At 38.7% G+C, this 17,667-nt stretch carries 20 protein-coding genes and 1 pseudogene; 11 read left to right on the top strand and 10 right to left on the bottom strand.

Going from position 1 to position 17,667, the window contains the following annotated elements; genetic code table 11:
• The first annotated feature begins 265 nt into the window (after positions 1–265).
• The gene (degS, locus tag AB1A03_RS11285) at positions 266–1,333 is read left to right on the top strand and encodes an outer membrane-stress sensor serine endopeptidase DegS (protein ID WP_354624748.1); all 1,068 of its coding nucleotides are present in this window, start codon (positions 266–268) and stop codon (positions 1,331–1,333) included.
• An 89-nt stretch (positions 1,334–1,422) separates the two neighbouring features.
• Here degS and murA read toward each other — a convergent pair whose 3' ends face one another.
• From murA to AB1A03_RS11245, 8 genes are all read right to left on the bottom strand, one after another.
• Positions 1,423–2,682, bottom strand: coding sequence for a UDP-N-acetylglucosamine 1-carboxyvinyltransferase (gene murA / locus AB1A03_RS11280; protein ID WP_354624747.1), 1,260 nt, complete (start codon positions 2,680–2,682; stop codon positions 1,423–1,425).
• Between the two features lie 13 nt (positions 2,683–2,695).
• Positions 2,696–2,944 (bottom strand): BolA family protein, encoded by a 249-nt coding sequence (locus tag AB1A03_RS11275; protein WP_354624746.1) that lies wholly within the window; start codon positions 2,942–2,944, stop codon positions 2,696–2,698.
• A gap of 8 nt (positions 2,945–2,952) precedes the next feature.
• Positions 2,953–3,219 carry an STAS domain-containing protein gene (locus tag AB1A03_RS11270; protein ID WP_354624745.1) on the bottom strand — a complete coding sequence of 89 codons (267 nt, stop codon included), beginning with the start codon at positions 3,217–3,219 and terminating at the stop codon, positions 2,953–2,955.
• Positions 3,216–3,641 (bottom strand): MlaC/ttg2D family ABC transporter substrate-binding protein, encoded by a 426-nt coding sequence (locus AB1A03_RS11265; RefSeq protein WP_354624744.1) that lies wholly within the window; start codon positions 3,639–3,641, stop codon positions 3,216–3,218. Before AB1A03_RS11265 ends, AB1A03_RS11270 begins: the two co-directional genes overlap by 4 nt.
• Positions 3,641–3,829, bottom strand: coding sequence for a hypothetical protein (locus AB1A03_RS11260; RefSeq protein ID WP_354624743.1), 189 nt, complete (start codon positions 3,827–3,829; stop codon positions 3,641–3,643). The genes AB1A03_RS11265 and AB1A03_RS11260 overlap by 1 nt, the downstream gene beginning before the upstream one ends.
• 2 nt (positions 3,830–3,831) lie before the next feature.
• Positions 3,832–4,302, bottom strand: coding sequence for an outer membrane lipid asymmetry maintenance protein MlaD (gene mlaD / locus AB1A03_RS11255; RefSeq protein WP_354624742.1), 471 nt, complete (start codon positions 4,300–4,302; stop codon positions 3,832–3,834).
• Between the two features lie 66 nt (positions 4,303–4,368).
• Entirely contained in the window at positions 4,369–5,148 is a 780-nt protein-coding gene (mlaE, locus tag AB1A03_RS11250) for a lipid asymmetry maintenance ABC transporter permease subunit MlaE (protein WP_354624741.1), read from the bottom strand.
• A complete protein-coding gene (locus tag AB1A03_RS11245; protein WP_354624740.1) occupies positions 5,145–5,954 on the bottom strand; it encodes an ATP-binding cassette domain-containing protein in 810 nt (269 codons plus the stop codon). Before AB1A03_RS11245 ends, mlaE begins: the two co-directional genes overlap by 4 nt.
• A gap of 283 nt (positions 5,955–6,237) precedes the next feature.
• Between AB1A03_RS11245 and kdsC the strand changes: the two genes are divergently transcribed.
• The 10 genes and pseudogenes from kdsC (at position 6,238) to glgC (ending at position 14,773) form a co-directional block, all read left to right on the top strand.
• Complete coding sequence (gene kdsC, locus AB1A03_RS11240) at positions 6,238–6,786, top strand: 3-deoxy-manno-octulosonate-8-phosphatase KdsC (protein ID WP_354624739.1); 549 nt, start codon at positions 6,238–6,240, stop codon at positions 6,784–6,786.
• A complete protein-coding gene (gene lptC, locus AB1A03_RS11235; RefSeq protein ID WP_354624738.1) occupies positions 6,787–7,350 on the top strand; it encodes an LPS export ABC transporter periplasmic protein LptC in 564 nt (187 codons plus the stop codon).
• The gene (gene lptA / locus AB1A03_RS11230) at positions 7,337–7,882 is read left to right on the top strand and encodes a lipopolysaccharide transport periplasmic protein LptA (protein ID WP_354624737.1); all 546 of its coding nucleotides are present in this window, start codon (positions 7,337–7,339) and stop codon (positions 7,880–7,882) included. Before lptC ends, lptA begins: the two co-directional genes overlap by 14 nt.
• Positions 7,883–7,887: 5 nt before the next feature.
• A complete protein-coding gene (lptB, locus tag AB1A03_RS11225; protein WP_354624736.1) occupies positions 7,888–8,613 on the top strand; it encodes an LPS export ABC transporter ATP-binding protein in 726 nt (241 codons plus the stop codon).
• Positions 8,614–8,651: 38 nt separating this feature from the next.
• Positions 8,652–10,100, top strand: a complete 1,449-nt coding sequence (locus AB1A03_RS11220) for an RNA polymerase factor sigma-54 (RefSeq protein ID WP_354625300.1) — start codon at positions 8,652–8,654, stop codon at positions 10,098–10,100.
• 101 nt (positions 10,101–10,201) lie between these two features.
• A complete protein-coding gene (gene ptsN, locus AB1A03_RS11215; protein WP_354624735.1) occupies positions 10,202–10,648 on the top strand; it encodes a PTS IIA-like nitrogen regulatory protein PtsN in 447 nt (148 codons plus the stop codon).
• 38 nt (positions 10,649–10,686) lie between these two features.
• Positions 10,687–11,534, top strand: a pseudogene (gene rapZ, locus AB1A03_RS11210) (RNase adapter RapZ).
• Complete coding sequence (locus tag AB1A03_RS11205; protein WP_354624734.1) at positions 11,535–11,810, top strand: HPr family phosphocarrier protein; 276 nt, start codon at positions 11,535–11,537, stop codon at positions 11,808–11,810.
• 12 nt (positions 11,811–11,822) lie between these two features.
• Positions 11,823–13,184, top strand: a complete 1,362-nt coding sequence (mgtE, locus tag AB1A03_RS11200) for a magnesium transporter (RefSeq protein WP_354624733.1) — start codon at positions 11,823–11,825, stop codon at positions 13,182–13,184.
• Positions 13,185–13,552: 368 nt separating this feature from the next.
• Entirely contained in the window at positions 13,553–14,773 is a 1,221-nt protein-coding gene (gene glgC, locus AB1A03_RS11195; protein WP_354624732.1) for a glucose-1-phosphate adenylyltransferase, read from the top strand.
• 129 nt (positions 14,774–14,902) lie between these two features.
• Here the strand turns inward: glgC and AB1A03_RS11190 are convergent, their stop codons facing one another.
• On the bottom strand, positions 14,903–15,271 hold the full coding sequence (locus AB1A03_RS11190) for a YacL family protein (RefSeq protein ID WP_354624731.1): 369 nt from the start codon (positions 15,269–15,271) through the stop codon (positions 14,903–14,905).
• Between the two features lie 108 nt (positions 15,272–15,379).
• A complete protein-coding gene (gene clpA / locus AB1A03_RS11185) occupies positions 15,380–17,641 on the bottom strand; it encodes an ATP-dependent Clp protease ATP-binding subunit ClpA (RefSeq protein ID WP_354624730.1) in 2,262 nt (753 codons plus the stop codon).
• Positions 17,642–17,667: the final 26 nt, after the last annotated feature.

Raw genomic sequence — 17,667 nt, 5'->3', positions numbered from 1 at the left:
AACTTACGCCTCAAATTAAGCCTTTTTTCCTGCGCAAAATTTAGATCACATACTTAATCCAATTGGTATTACTTACATTTTATTCCTAGCATTTCTGTATATTTATCCTTGCTGACTTTGCATCTTGAAGTATGATCATCATAAAAATAGATTATTTCCATAATTACTTGTTCTAATTCAAGAAACGATAATAAAGCCGCCCTGCACTTTTATTTTTATATATATACTAATCACTTTGCTCTATTTGATACTGGCATTTAATAACATGAATTTTAAATCTTCATTTCTATATTTCTTTAAACCCATTTTTTGGGGGCTGCTCGCGGCAACGGCAATTATTTATGCTCACAAATTAAATAATCTAATGACCTTACTCGAAAAAGATAATCGAGTTGCAAGTTATAGTGAAGCAGTAAAGAAAGCATCTCCAGCCGTGGTTAATATATACTCGCAGCAATATATCGACTCTAGCCTTGACAATGAGCAACACATTCAACCAACGGGTCTAGGATCTGGAATCATTATTGATGGTGAAGGTCATATTTTAACTAACTTCCATGTCGTTGCTAAAGCAGATCAAATTTTAATCGCACTACAAGATGGCCGTCTATTTACTGCCTTGGTTGTTGGTAGTGATATCGTCACTGATTTAGCTGTATTAAAAATAAATGGTGATAACTTACCTGTTATCCCACAAAATCAACACTACAAACCACAGGTCGGGGACATTGTTCTGGCCATAGGAAACCCTTACAATTTGGGACAGACCATTACCCAAGGCATTATCAGCGCCACAGGCAGAAATGGTATGAGTTCCTCGGGCCGCCAAGATTTTCTGCAAACAGATGCGGCTATTAATGCAGGCAACTCTGGCGGAGCTTTAATCAATAGTAATGGAGAGTTAGTAGGAATTAACACTTCGGAGTTTTACACAAGTAATACCAATATGAGCAATGGAATCAGTTTTGCTGTGCCCTATAAACTCTCGCAACGGATAGCAAATAGTTTAATAGCACACGGCCGAGTTATTCGAGGCTCCCTTGGCCTAGTAGCTGAAAATTTAGATCCTTTAATTGCAAGGTTATGGGGATTAAAAGCACAAAACAGTATTATCATTAAAAAAGTACATGCCCAAGGACCAGCTGCAAAAGCAGGCATTGAAGTCGATGATATTCTATTAAAAATAGATTCTCAGAAGGTCAGTAATCTTGTCGAAGCGATGGATGATGTCGCAGAAATTCCACCAGGAACAAAAACCAAACTTACGCTATTACGCAAAGGTAAGGAAATTGAAGTGGAAGTAGAAATAGGCGAATTAGATTCTATTCAATAAGGTAATAATAAAAAATTGAATGGTATGCTATGCCTGCGATTAATTAGCGTAAAATCCCCACTACCATTGTTGGCAATGGGGTAAGGTCGCTATCCTTCGACACGTTTTATTTTGGCACCTAATGCAATCAGCTTATCTTCAATCGCTTCATAACCGCGATCAATATGATAAATTTCATCAACAATCGTTTCCCCCTCAGCAATCAAGCCAGCAATCACTAAACTTGCTGAAGCACGTAAATCCGTTGCCATCACTTTGGCGCCACTTAACAGGTCATGATCACCACAGATAGCCAAATTCCCTTCTAATTCGATATTAGCCCCCATGCGTTGTAATTCAGGCACATGCATAAAACGATTTTCAAAGATATTTTCTTTAATTCGCCCCCGTTCAGGAGCAACGGTATTAAGCACTGTAAATTGCGCTTGCATATCAGTTGGAAACGCAGGATATGGTGCAGTAGTAATATTGACTGATTTTAATTGACGATCAATCATATCTACTTCAATCCAATCTTCTCCTGTCGTTACCAATGCGCCGGCCTCTTCAAGTTTAGAAAGCACCGCCGATAATAGTGTTGGATCCGTATTTATACATTTAACTTTACCACCACTAACAACGCCGGCGACCAAAAATGTACCTGTTTCAATACGATCAGGTTGTACTTGATAATGGCAATCACCTAGTGATTCAACACCTTCAATCGTTAATGTATCACTGCCCGCGCCTTTGATCTGCCCACCCATTGCATTAATAAAATTCGCTAAATCGACTATTTCCGGCTCTTTAGCCGCATTCTCAATAATAGTTTTACCATCCGCCAAAGCAGCAGCCATCATTAAATTACCGGTGCCAGTTACGCTGACCATATCCATATAAATATGTGCACCTTTTAAACGGCCATCAACACGCGCCTTGATAAAGCCCTCTTCAACCTTAATAACAGCCCCCATTTGCTCAAGTCCATGGATATGCAAATTAACAGGACGTGCACCAATAGCACAGCCTCCAGGTAAAGAGATATCAGCTTCACCAAATCGAGCAACAAGTGGCCCTAAGGCTAAAATAGATGCACGCATACTGCGTACTAACTCATAGGATGCCGTATAATTTTTGACTGTTGATGCATTAATATGTACTTTGTGACCATCTTGAGATGCCTCTGCACCAAGTTCACATAATAGCTCTAACGTTGTCGATATATCTTTTAATAAAGGAACATTACTTAAGTGAATATCTCCTTTGGATAATAATGTCGCAAAAAGAATTGGCAATGCGGCATTTTTTGCGCCGGAGATAGCAACCTCACCTTTTAATTGGCAACCACCTTGAATTAAAAACTGACCCATGAAATGTCCCTTACTAAATAAAATGTTTTTGTTTCTGCCATTCGTCTGGCGTTAGTGCTTTAATCGTTAAGGCATGAATTGCATTACTCGCTATGTATTCAGTTAACGGTTCATAAATAACCTGCTGTCTTTTCACTCGACTTAAGTCGCTAAAAAGCGCTCCCACCACGATAACTTGAAAATGACCACTTTCACCTTTTACAATACATTGATCAAGCGTCAACGCTTGCTCTAGCTTTTCTTTAATTATTGTAATATCCATTAAATACCTTACATTTTAAAAATGAAACCTAGCCCATATAAATGAGCTAATACTGATGCTTTATCTGACAATCCGATATAATTCAAATCAGAATAATTACTTTTAATTTGTGCCAGATAGGCAATGCCAGCCGAATCAATATTATCTAATTTATGTAAATCAACGGTTTTTATACTTTTATAGCTATCAATAGCAGGAAACTTTCTCTCTGATATTTCACTTAATAATAAATTTCCCGTTAATATTACGGTTGTACCATCATCATTATCTATCACGATGACAACTCACTATTTTTTTCATTGAGCAGCTTAATAACATGGTCTATGCCATTTTTTTCGATTAATTCATTAATCTCAGACTGCTTGGTGGATAACATGCTAATGCCTTCAGCTACTACGTCAAATACTTTCCATTCTAACGTTCTTTTATTTTTTCGCAGCTTAAACGCTAGTTTTGTCAGTTTGCCATTTTTATCTGTAACATGCACGGCAACCGATATAATCGAGCTATCTTCATAATTTCTATTATCGAGCACTTTGATTTCTTGTTGGTCATACTCAAGTAACATGTGGCCATAGACATTCACTAGATAAGTTTTAAATGTTTCAACAAATTCATCACGCTGCTTTTCGGTTGTGTCCTTAAGATGTGTACCCATCACTTTGTAGGCTGCATACTTATAATCGATATAAGGCATTAATTCTTCATCAATGACCACCTTAATATAACTGGTTCACGCTTTAAACGTTCAGCATCAAGGTCTATACGTTCCGACGTTTTAATTGCAACGGAGCGGATAACTTCATTTGGATCACTTATCTCTGCTATTTTGGCATAAGAACAGCTGACAAAAATTAAGGCTAAAATAGGTAATAAACGCTTCATTATTATTTATCCTTATTAATAGAGTAAATGAATTGGCCGATTAAATCTTCTAGGATCAATGCAGATTTAGTATCCTCAATGCGATCCCCGTCTGCTAACATAGCAATATCATCATCAATAAACCCAGGTTGAATACCAATGTACTGCTCACCGAGCAAACCCGATGTCAATATCGACAGTGACGATGTTTCTGGATAGAAACCACTTCTTTCATACATAGAGAGCTCCACAATTGGGCGATAATTTTTAACATCTAACTTTATATTTTCCACGCGCCCAACAACAACGCCACCGAGTTTAACGGGAGCTCTGACCTTCAATCCACCAACGTTAGAAAAAGTCGCATATAAGGTATAACTATTCCCCTCACCACGTAGCGAAACACCAGCAACACTAAATACGAGTATGGCTAAACATAATATCGAAGCAACAACGAAGCTACCAACCCATAATTCCAGTTTATTCTTAGACATAATATATTCCAAACATATAAAAATCCGAGTAAATTAATCGCTTAACACTTATAACAATAATCTATTTTAAGTGCCAAACATAAATATTGTTAATACAAAGTCCATCGCAAGCACTAGCAATGATGAAACAACAACCGTTTGCGTTGTCGCCTTACTAATTCCCTGCGCATTGGGTATAACATGGTAACCATTATAAAGTGCCACCCAAGTTATCAGTACGGCAAAAAAAACACTTTTTATTATACTATCAACAACATCAGGATAATAATCAACGCTACCTTGCATCACTGACCAATAGGAACCACCATCGATCCCCATCCAGCTAACACCAATTAAATACCCCCCCCAAATGGCGACAACATTAAAAAACAAGACAAGTAAAGGTAAGGTAATAATCCCTGCGATCAAGCGTGGTGCAATGACACGTTTTAAAGGTGAAACCGCCATCATTTCCATGCTAGCTAGCTGCTCAGTGCTCTGCATTAAACCAATTTCAGCCGTTAACGCAGAGCCAGCACGACCAGCGAAAAGCAGAGCACCAACAACAGGAGCTAACTCTCGTAATAGAGAGAGCGCCACCATGCTACCTAAGCTCTGTTCTGCGGCATAGTCGACTAATACATAGTAACCTTGTAAGCTTAATACCATCCCTATAAATAAACCTGACGTTAAAATAATAGGTAGGGACAAGATCCCAAGCTGATATATCTGTGCGACAACAAGCGAAAATAGCTTGCTATGAGGCCTGCCACGAAATGTATCCCAAAACATCAAACAACTACGACCAATCGTACGCGTAATTGCTATGCTGCCTCTGCCAATCGAACTTATATACGTATTTATCATAAGTTCACCTTTTTTATATCAACAGCAAAATCATCACTCTTGAAATGAAAAGGCACGGGTCCTTCACTTCTACCATGAATAAATTGTTGCAATAATGGATTATCCTTTTGTTCAAGTACAGAATGCGTTGGTCCCTGCGCTATGATTCTTTGCCCTGCCAGAACATAAACCTCATCGGCAATAGACAAGACTTCATGCACATCATGGGAAACAATTATCGATGTTAATCCCAACGATTGATTCAATTGCTTAACTAAGTTTAGCAATACATTCATAGAAATAGGATCTTGCCCTGTAAAGGGCTCATCGTACATAATCATTTCCGGATCTAAGGCGATAGCTCGTGCTAAAGCAACACGACGAGCCATTCCACCAGAGAGCTCTATTGGTTTTAAATCTCTTGCGCCACGTAAACCAACGGCCTCTAATTTCATCAACACTAAGATAGTGAGTAGCGACTCATCGAGCTTACAATGTTCTCGCAGTGGAAATGCAACATTTTCAAATACAGACATTTCATTAAACAATGCACCACTTTGAAATAACATGCCCATCTTTTTTCTTGCTTCGTACAAAGAGTTATCAGAACAGTTATGAATTTCCTTGCCATTAAAAATTATTTCACCGCTATCTAACGCAAGTTGGCCACCAATAAGTTTTAATAGCGTCGTTTTACCGATACCACTTGGCCCTAAAATAGCTGTTATTTTTCCACGTTTAAATTCAAAATTTAAATTATCAAACAATAATCTATCATTTCGAGAGAAACAGAGGTTTTTAATAACAAGATGATTTGAATGTTTCATGTACAACCGTTATCTTTATGGATAGAAAGGTACAGTGTAAGGTTATGAGCATTTTTATACAATTATTTAATAGCCTGAACATAAATTATCATAGCACTGGTATGACCTATTTATGTAATAATGGTATATTGTTGAAAAACAAATAACAATTACACGTTAACACTTTATTTTTCTGACAATAACCGTAACAATGTAGCATCACCACATAACGAATTAAAATTAATGAGATTACTATATTCATTTTATATAGTATCCAGTTATCGATCTAAATATCGGGAAAATCATGGTCACAACACCCTATGGAAAAATTAGCCAATTAAACTATCGCAAAGCAGAAAAAATAAAAATGCTTATCTGCGATGTCGATGGTGTGTTTTCAGATGGCCGAATTTATTTAGGTAACCAAGGTGAAGAGTTAAAAGCATTCCATACCAAAGACGGCTTCGGTATAAAAGCGATATTAAAAGCTGGTATAGATGTAGCGGTGATAACTGGACGACAATCTAAAATTGTCTCTGACAGAATGCAAGCACTTGGCGTACCTTATATATTTCAAGGGCAAGAAGACAAGATAAGTGCCTATCAATCACTATTAATAAAACAAAAATTAACAGCACAAGAAGTTGCCTATATTGGTGATGATGTTGTCGATTTACCCGTCATGCAAGCATGTGGGCTAGGTATTGCAGTAAACGATGCCCATCCTTTAGTGCTGCAACATGCTGATTTAATTACTTATACAAAAGGTGGTTTTGGAGCTGTACGAGAGGTATGTGACCTATTACTACAATGCAATAATCAGTTGCATACAACACAAGGCAAAAGTGAATAAATGAATAAGCGGCAAAGCATTCCATTTATCATATTATTAGTGGCATTTTTAACGTGGCTATACTTGAAACCACAAAAAGAGCTACCGGAAACATCAAAACACCAACCTAGCTATATAGCCTATAATGTCACTAATACTCATTTTGATATTGCGGGACGAAGCGATTATAAATTATATGCAGATAAAGTAATTAATTTTAATGCAACCAATAAAACCCTTTTTGAAAATCCAAGGGTTATTATATACGCTAGAAAAACAGACGACAATGTCCCCTCCATTTGGCAACTAAGCAGTAAAAAAGGGGTGCTTTACAATCAAGACACACTAACGTTAAATGATGATGTATGGCTAAAAAATCTGAGCTTGGATCAATTAGTGCAAACGATGCACACACAAGAGCTAACGATACTATTAGATAAAAAAGAAGTGACCAGCGATCTTTTTGTTAATTGGACTGGGCCGCAAATGAAGCAACAAGGCGTCGGACTATGGGGGTCATTAGAGTCTGAAGAATTTGTTGTCAAAGATAAAATTGAAACGGTATATCTCAATGAAAAAAATTAAATTTAGCATAGCAATCAGCACGTTAATCATCACATTTTCCTGCTTTTCCATTGAGTCTGATTATGAACAGCCGATCCATGTTAGCTCCGTCAGTCAACATGCAAAAATGAAGGAAAATACGGTTGTATTTATTGACAATGTGATATTAACTCAGGGAACGATCAAAATTACCGCAGACAAACTAACGGTCATTCGTGGTGAAAAAGCAAACCAAGAAATAATGATAGCAGAAGGCAATTTAGCGACATTTTATCAAACACAAGATGATGGCAAACCCTTTGATGCCCAAGCCAACACCATTCGCTATGATCTAGCAGAAAGCACCATCACGCTACAGGACAATGCTCAAGTAAAACAACTAGATAGTGAAGTTAATGGTGAAAAAATCGTGTACTCCATCAATAATGAAGAGTTAACGGTGAGCACGGGTCAAGCTGCAACTGATCGTGTTAACACGGTATTTTTACCCGCACAATTTGAAAATAAAAACACATCGACCTCGGACGACAAAACCATAGAAAAAGAAGAATAGATAGAATGGCAGAATTAATTGCACAAGGTTTAGTGAAAAGCTACAAAGGTCGCACGGTAGTTAATGGTGTTAGCTTAACCGTGAAAACAGGTGAAATTGTCGGTTTACTTGGCCCTAACGGCGCGGGTAAAACAACCTCTTTTTACATGGTGGTGGGTTTAGTAAAACAAGATGAAGGTAAAATAACCATTGATGATGAAGATATTTCTCATCATCCCATGCATATTCGAGCACAAAAAGGGATCGGTTACCTCCCTCAGGAGGCCTCTATATTTCGTCGTTTAACGGTAAGCGAAAATATCATGGGCATTTTACAAATTCGTAAAGAGTTAACGGCAGCACAGCGCGAAGATAAGCTAGAGACCCTATTACAAGAGTTTCATATCACCCACATTCGCCACAGCAAAGGGATGAGCTTATCCGGTGGTGAGCGTCGCAGGGTAGAGATAGCCCGAGCGCTTGCTACAGAGCCAAAATTCATATTACTAGATGAACCCTTTGCCGGTGTGGATCCCATTTCAGTTATCGACATAAAAAATATTATTCAGCAGTTGCGTGACCGCGGTTTGGGCGTATTAATTACCGACCATAACGTTCGAGAAACCTTAGATGTCTGCCAACACTCGTACATTGTTAGTCATGGTGAAATTATTGCAGTTGGCACACAGCAAGAAATATTAGAGAATGACCATGTAAAACAGGTCTACTTGGGTGAAGAGTTTAGACTTTAATTAATCACCTTATTTGCGTAAGAGGAAGAGATACTTTGATAAAACAGGGTTTACAATTGAAAATGGGTCAGCAGCTTGCTATGACCCCTCAATTACAACAAGCTATTAAATTATTACAACTCTCTACACTTGATTTACAGCAAGAAATTCAAAATGTGCTGGATGAAAATCCGCTACTTCAACAAGACGATGAAAGTGGTATTGCAGAGGTAAGTAGCGAACAAAAAGATAGTAGCGACATGGACACATCGGAGGCGTTAACTCAACAGGAGTTCTCCGATGATTTGCCTATTGAAAATAGCTGGGAAGAGTCATTCACTGCACCACCAACAACGTCAGTCTCCTCTGGCACAGTCAATTATGAAGGTGAAGATACTGTCTATCAAGGCGAATCTTCAGATACATTACAAGACCACTTAATCTGGCAGATGCAGTTGACGCCATTTACAGATACAGACCAGCTCATTGCTACCGCAATTATCGATTCCATTGATGAATCCGGCTATTTAACCACTAGCTGCAGAGATATCTTAGAAAGTTTAAATGATGAACTAACGGATCTAGAGTTAGATGAAGTGGAAGCGGTACTAAAACGTATCCAACATTTTGATCCGCTTGGTGTGGCAGCTCGGTCCACACAAGAGTGTTTGCAAATACAACTAAAACATCTGTCAGAACAAACACAATGGCGCAGCGAAGCATTAATGATTCTTGATTTGCATATGGATTTACTGGCTAATCGAGATTACCGAACATTAGCAAGAAAAACTAAACTAAAAGAGAGTGAATTAGGTGAAGTAATGCGCCTTATTCAGAGTCTAGAGCCTCGTCCTGGCAATCAACTCGAAGAGAGTAAAGCACAATATATCGTACCCGATGTTTACGTTAAAAAAATTGCAGGGCAGTGGCGTGTTTCTTTAAACCCTGATTGCAATCCACACTTATCGATTAATCAGCAATATGCCGATTTATGTAAATCTAATATCAGTAAAACAGATTCACAATTTATTAAAGGTCACTTACAAGAAGCTAAATGGTTCATTAAAAGCTTAGAGAGTCGAAATGAGACACTGCTAAAGGTTTCCAATTGTATCGTCCAACAACAGCAAGCTTTTTTCGAGTATGGTGATGAAGCAATGAAACCGATGGTGTTAAATGATGTAGCACTAGAGGTTGAAATGCATGAATCAACGATTTCTCGGGTGACTACGCAGAAGTTTATGCACACCCCTAGAGGGATTTATGAGCTCAAATTTTTCTTTTCTAGCCATGTCGCCACTGAAAGTGGTGGAGAGTGTTCATCGACAGCCATTCGCGCATTAATCAAGAAGCTAGTAACAGCAGAATCACCAAATAAACCTTTAAGTGATAATAAAATAACTCAGTTACTCGAAGAGCAAGGTATTAAAGTCGCACGTAGAACCATTGCAAAATATAGAGAATCATTAGGTATACCGCCATCAAATCAGCGTAAACAGTTGCTATAGACTTGATTAAGATTAAAAAATGACTATTTGTTAATAGTCATTCAAGAAGAACCTGCTAGAATTGCGCGCTAATTTTATGGATCGTAAACAGAATATATAATATGAAAATATCGACTTTATTAACTCAAGACTCCGTTTTCAGCAAGGTAAACTGTACAAGTAAAAAAGGCGCACTAGAAAAAATTAGCCATATCGCGGCTGAAAAACTAGGCATTGACGCACAAACGTTATTTAACGATTTAATTGCGCGTGAAAAAATAGGGTCAACGGGGGTCGGAAGCGGCATTGCAATCCCACATGTAAAAATTGATACATCGTTGCCCGCTACAGCCGTTTTTTTACAATGTGATACAGCCATTGATTACGATGCTTACGATGGTAATAATGTCGACCTTTTATTTGCTATTTTTGTTCCTGAAGATAAATGCCAAGAGTACCTAGTTGCACTCTCTGAAATTAGCAAAAAATTATTAGATAAACCATTTCTGCGTCAATTGAGAACGGCAGATTCAGACGAAGCCTTGTTTAAATTACTACAATCAGAGTAGTTAACATAGGACAGAGTCAATAACTAGTTGGGATTAGCATGAAATTAATAATTATTAGTGGACGCTCAGGCTCAGGAAAAACGATCGCGTTACATGTACTTGAAGATTTAGGTTATAACTGCATCGATGGTGTCCCATACCAACTCCTTGAACAATTACTTGATAGCGTTGATCCCAGCAATAATAAAGTTGCGATCAGCTTAGATATTCGCAACTTGCCTCACGACATAGCCGCTATAGAAACGTTGCTTGCTGCATTACAGAATAAAATTGAAGTAGAAATAATTTATCTCGATGCCATGACCAGCGCTTTAATCCGCCGTTATAGTGAAACAAGGCGCCTGCATCCATTATCTAAACGCAAATTATCCTTATCGCAAGCGCTAGACCTAGAACAAGAGCTACTACTTCCCATAAAGAATATAGCCTCATTAACGATTGATACCACAACGTTATCGATTCACAATCTCAACGAACATCTAAAACTTCACTTACAAGGTTCAACTAAAAGTAACTTATTGATTATTTTCCAATCTTTTGGCTTTAAATATAAGGTCCCGGAAGATGCTGATTATATGTTTGATGTACGCTTTTTACCCAACCCTCATTGGATACCAGAACTGCAAGAACACACTGGCCTTGAAAAGCCAGTTAAAGATTACCTGCGTAGCCAGCCTATGGTCGAGCAGACCATCAATCAAATAGAAAATCTATTCCACTCTTGGTTACCCTACCTTGAAACGAATAACCGAAATTACGTCACGATTGCGATTGGTTGTACTGGAGGGAAACACCGTTCGTCTATGTCACTGAGCAAATAGCGGCACGTTTTAAACCTCACTACCAAGTGCAAATTGAACATAAATGTTTAAAAGGCAATAAATAAATGGCTATCATTAATCAAACAATTACAATACAGAATAAACTTGGCCTGCATACACGAGCAACCATAAAATTGGTTGAATTAGTAAACTCTTTTGATGCCACCATCACCATTAAGCATCAAGGAAAACAGGCCGATGCTGATAGTGTGTTGGGATTGTTGGTGTTAGAAACCTGTTATGGTCAAGAGATAGAGATTATTGCCCAAGGTAATCAAGCAGAGCAAGCAATGAGTGCAGTTACAAAGTTAATAGAAGATAAATTTTTCGAAGAAGAATAAAGGAGTTAGGCAATGCTGGAAAATACAGATGTACAAAATGCTCAGCAACGCCTTCAAGAAGTTAATCAAGCAGTAGAAAGTGGCATGTTTGTCCGTGCACGCAGCATCCTTGATAAAATGGCTGCCTGTGACATCGCTTTACTACTGGAGTCCTCCCCTCCTTCCCACCGTAAAGTGCTTTGGAATTTAACCGACCATGACCAACATGGTGAAATTTTAGAAGAATTAAATGAAGATGCTAAAGATGGCATTATCAATTTAATGGGTGCCGCTAATCTTGTAGCCGCCACAGAAGGGATGGATACCGATGATCTCGCCTACATACTAAGGGGCATTCCAGATAGCCTCTATCAAGCCGTCTTACAGAAGATGGACAAGCAAGATAGACACCGTGTAGAACAAGCATTGGCTTACCCTGAGGATACCGCTGGTTCGTTAATGAACACCGACACGATCACGCTAAGAGCGGATGTCTCTATTGATGTTGTTTTACGTTATTTACGCCTCAAAGGGGAATTACCAGAAGCAACCGACACCTTATATGTGGTCAATGAAGACGACCAATTAATTGGTGATGTACCACTATCGACTCTACTTACCGTTGATCCAAGTCTGTCTGTTGAACAGGTAATGAATGATCAAACCGAAGCGTTATCGGTAGAACTCGATGAAGGTGAAATAGCTAAATTATTCGAACGTCATGACTGGATATCCGCGCCTGTTATCGATGCCAACAAACACCTTCTTGGTCGAATCACTATCGATGATGTTGTTGATATTATTCGTGAAAATGCCGAACACTCGATGATGGGTATGGCTGGTATGGACGATGATGAAGATACATTTGCCGCGATAATTCCCAGTGCTAAACGACGTACTGTTTGGTTATCGGTTAATCTAATGGCCGCCTTTGTTGCCGCTTCCGTATCTAATATGTTTGAAGCGACCTTAGAACAAATGGCCACTCTTGCCGTCTTAATGACGATTGTCCCTAGCATGGGGGGGATCGCGGGTAATCAAACATTAGCATTGGTTATCCGTGGTATTGCCGTTGGCCATATAAGTGACAATAACACGCGCTGGCTAATTGGCAAAGAAGCCGCTATCGGATTGCTTAATGGTATTGTTTGGGCAATTTTAGTCGCTTCTGCCGTCGCTATTTGGAAAGATGATATACGTGTTGCCTTTATCATTGCTGGCGCAATGTTCATTAATCTCTCTGTAGCCGGTATCGCTGGCGTGACGATCCCTCTATTAATGCATAAATATAAAATTGATCCGGCATTAGCAGGCGGAATGGCATTAACAACCGTTACCGATGTCATCGGGTTATTCTCCTTCCTCGGCATGGCAACATTAGTACTACGACATTAACCCCCCAGTAATGCTCATGGTTCTTCACGAGCATTACTATGATCACTTTTCCCATCTAATCTATAACCTTTATAGTGCAAGGATTTATACACTTGCCTCAAAGTGGTGCTTAATAGATTCTATTTTTATTTTATCCCTTATTTTTCAATACATTAACAACTGGCATAAAGCTTGAAGTTGAAAACTATTAATAATAAATAATTAAATAACACGTATATAAAAATCAAACGTTCCCTTTGCGACACAGAAAATGAAAAACTCAGTTAATTTAAGCAGTAAAACAGATCAGCTATCTATTCTAATCGGCACAACATCAGTTTCCGATTAATATATTATTTAATGACGCTAATAACCAAGGAGAGTGTGCAATGCAAAATGTCTTAACAGTAGTTTTAGCGGGTGGAATGGGCTCAAGATTATCACCACTAACGGATAATAGAGCCAAGCCTGCAGTCCCTTTTGGTGGAAAATATCGCATTATTGACTTTACATTAACAAACTGCCTCCACTCTGGATTAAGGCGTATACTGGTTTTAACACAATATAAATCCCATTCACTGCAAAAACATCTTCGTGATGGCTGGTCTGTTTTTAATCCTGAACTTGGAGAATATGTCACCTCTATTCCACCGCAAATGCGTAAAGGTGAACAATGGTATGGCGGAACGGCAGATGCCATTTATCAAAATATATGGCTACTTTCACGTAGTAATGCTAAATACGTCGTTGTACTGTCAGGGGATCATATCTACCGCATGGACTATGCTCCAATGCTTGCACAGCATCGCTTAAACAACGCCGATTTAACCATTGCCTGTATGGATGTACCGGTAGAAGAAGCAAGTTCCTATGGCATCATGGAAATTAATAGTGACAAACGTATCATTGATTTTGTAGAAAAACCAAGCACCCCTCCAATCTCTCCGATCGACTCAACTAAGAGCCTTGCCTCAATGGGGATTTATATCTTTACCATGGATGCGCTAATTGATGCCCTAGAAAAGAATGCAGCAGATATAAATTCAAAAAATGATTTTGGCCATGACATTATTCCAAAATTAATCCAACGAGAAAGCGTTTACGCATACCGTTTTGGTGAAGAAAGTGGCCGAGTAAGCCAAGATGTTTACTGGCGCGATGTAGGCACTATTGACTCTTTTTATCAAGCTAACATGGATCTATTACAGCCCATTCCTCCTCTGGATTTATATCAACAAGATTGGGCTATTCGCACCTATGAACAACAACTTCCCCCCGCACGAACAGTCTCTTCGACGACAAAAAATTCAGGTCAATTGATAAACTCAATCATCTCAAATGGCGTCATCATTTCCGATGCTTCTGTATATCACTCAATCCTATCATCCAATGTACGCATTTTTGATAACTGCAGTATTTCCAATAGCATTGTCTTTGATAATGTAGAAATCGGCAAAGGATGCCAAATTCAAAACTGTATTATTGATAAAAATGTAAAAATTCCAGCCGGAACTCGTATTGGCTTTGATACGGCAGGGGATAAAAAACGTTACAAAATATCAGAAAAAGGAATTGTGGTCGTGCCAGAGGAGTATCAATTTACACTGTAGCACCATGGTAAGGCAAGAAAATAGCACCCATTTTCGTTGTTATAAAATATCTATTTAAACTTAAACTAGCATGGTGGTACGCTTTTTCTTGCTAACATTGCACATTGAAGTAGCATGGGGAAAAAGGGATTAATCCTTTAAAAAGGACTGCCATGATTCAATCAAAGCAAGGAAGTCTTCTAAACCACAGGCGGCTTCTATTTCAGCATCATAAAAATGTAAGTCCCCTTCCAAATCAACATCATCGTGATCATTTAATAGACTGTGATTGATAACCAAGGCTTCATCCTGTGTAAGCAGTAATATAAACTCACTTCCCGTAAGTTTATATTCACTTATCTGGCGTTGCTGTAAAGCCGATAATTTTAGCAACAAAGCATCCACCCAATTTAATGACTGCCCTTCTTGTTCTAGCCAAGTAGCAAAAGCCTCATGACCCATGGATATTTTAACGGTTGCCTGTTCACTAATAAAATCTTTTCTAAATTCGAATTCCATACCATCCCGATCTAATTGTGGCGTTTAAAAATCACTTTCAACAGTTCCACTCTATCTCAAAAAACAAAGATAAAGTGGAAATGGAAGAACCTTTGCAACTATCATTTATCAGCTTAATGCGAGTGATTTTACATAATCGAAGATAATACCACCTGAGCCATTATCATATGAAACAACCACGCTACCACCATCTTGTAACTCTCCAAATAAGATCTCATTTGCCAGTGGTTTTTTCAATTTTTCTTGAATCAATCGAGCCATTGGACGAGCACCCATGGCACGATTGTAACCTTGTTCCGCCAGCCATTTACGGGCACTTTCACTGACCTCTAAAGAGATATGCTTTTTATCTAACTGAGCTTGCAACTGAACTATAAATTTATCCACAACTTGATAGATAACTTCAATTTCAAGATGGTTAAACCAGATAACATTATCAAGACGATTACGGAATTCAGGAGAAAAGACTTTTTTAATTTCATCCATTGCTTGATGATTATCTTGTTGAGTTTTAAAACCTATATTCTGTTTGATGGATTCGCGCGCACCGGCATTGGTGGTCATCACCAAAACAATATTTCTAAAATCAGCTTTACGGCCATTACTATCCGTTAACGTACCATGATCCATTACCTGCAATAGAATGTTGTAAATATCAGAGTGGGCTTTTTCTATCTCATCTAATAGCAATACCGCATAAGGATGTTTGACCACCGCATCGGTTAATAACCCAGCTTGCTCATAGCCAACATAACCAGGAGGCGCCCCTATTAAACGTGAAATCGTATGTTTTTCCATATATTCTGACATATCAAAACGTAATAGCTGTACTCCCATCGCTTTCGCTAATTGTTGCGTTACTTCGGTTTTACCAACCCCCGTGGGCCCAGCAAAAAGGAAAGAACCAATTGGTTTTGACTCTTCAGAAAGACCAGAACGATTTAAGTGAATAGCATTAGTTAATGCGTCAATCGCATCATCTTGACCAAACACGGTCATTTTTAAACGCTCTGGTAATTTGGCTAATTGATCTTTATCTGAGCTATTGACCGATTTTTGTGGAATACGGGCAATTTTAGCAACGATATTTTCAATTTCGAATACACCAATTGTTTTTTTTCGCTTACTCGCAGGCAACAAACGCATTTGTGACCCTGCCTCATCAATCACATCTATCGCTTTATCGGGAAGGTGACGATCATTAATATATTTTGCACTAAGTTCAGCAGCCGCTTTTAATGCTTTGTTAGTGTAACGAATCTGATGATGCTCTTCATAACGAGACCGTAAACCTAGTAGGATAAGAGCCGTCTCTTCGACCGAGGGCTCAAGCACATCGACTTTTTGGAAGCGTCGACTTAATGCATGCTCTTTTTCAAAAATTTGTCCGAACTCTTTATAGGTAGTAGAGCCAATGCAGCGTAACTTGCCACCGCTCAACAACGGTTTTAATAGATTAGCCGCATCAAGTTGCCCCCCCGTCGCCGCCCCCGCCCCAATAATGGTATGGATCTCATCAATAAACAGAATAGCATTATCCTGTTTTTCTAATTTGCCTAAAACCGTTTTAAAACGCTGTTCAAACTCCCCTCTATATTTGGTACCAGCTAGCAACGCCCCCATATCTAGTGCGTATATAATATTATCTTCAATAACATCAGGAACATTCTGATTAACAATACGGTAAGCTAATCCTTCTGCTATAGCTGTTTTACCGACACCGGCTTCCCCGACCAATAAAGGGTTATTTTTACGTCGGCGGCAAAGAATTTGCACACAGCGCTCAACCTCGGCATCCCGACCAATAAGCGGATCAATACTGCCAGCGGCCACCTGTTCATTTAAATTGATCGTGAAGGGCATTTCGTCATTGCTTTCGGCAACCACGCTCTCTAGATTATCTTCTTCGCGTATTGGCTCTATGCTTGGCACTCCTGATTTGCTTATACCATGGGCAATAAAGTTGACAACATCTAAACGAGATAAATGGGCTTTTTTTAAATAATAGACAGCCTGTGACTCTTGTTCACTAAAAATAGCAACTAACACACTCGCAGCTGAAACCTCGTTATTTCCCGATGACTGGACATGAAAAATGGCACGTTGCAACACCCGCTCAAAGGCGATCGTTGGTTGAATTTCAATTTGCTGTAATTGCACCTCAGGGATCGCAGGCAGTGTTTCAAGAAAACTATTAATTTCGATATTCAGTGACACTAGATCCACAGAGCAGGCCGTTAACAACGTTTTTATCTCGCCATTCTCTAATAACGCAAGTAATAAATGCTCAACCGTCATAAACTCATGAGATTTTTCAAAAGCAAAATGGAAAGCCAAATCTAAACTATTTTCTAACGCTTTATCTAACATAAAAATCTCCTAAATAGGGGATGACT

Source organism: Psychromonas sp. MME2, assembly GCF_040566515.1.
Lineage (GTDB): Bacteria > Pseudomonadota > Gammaproteobacteria > Enterobacterales > Psychromonadaceae > Psychromonas.
The sequence above is the reverse complement of the archived record's forward strand: the minus strand, read 5'-3'. Positions and strand labels throughout refer to the sequence as shown.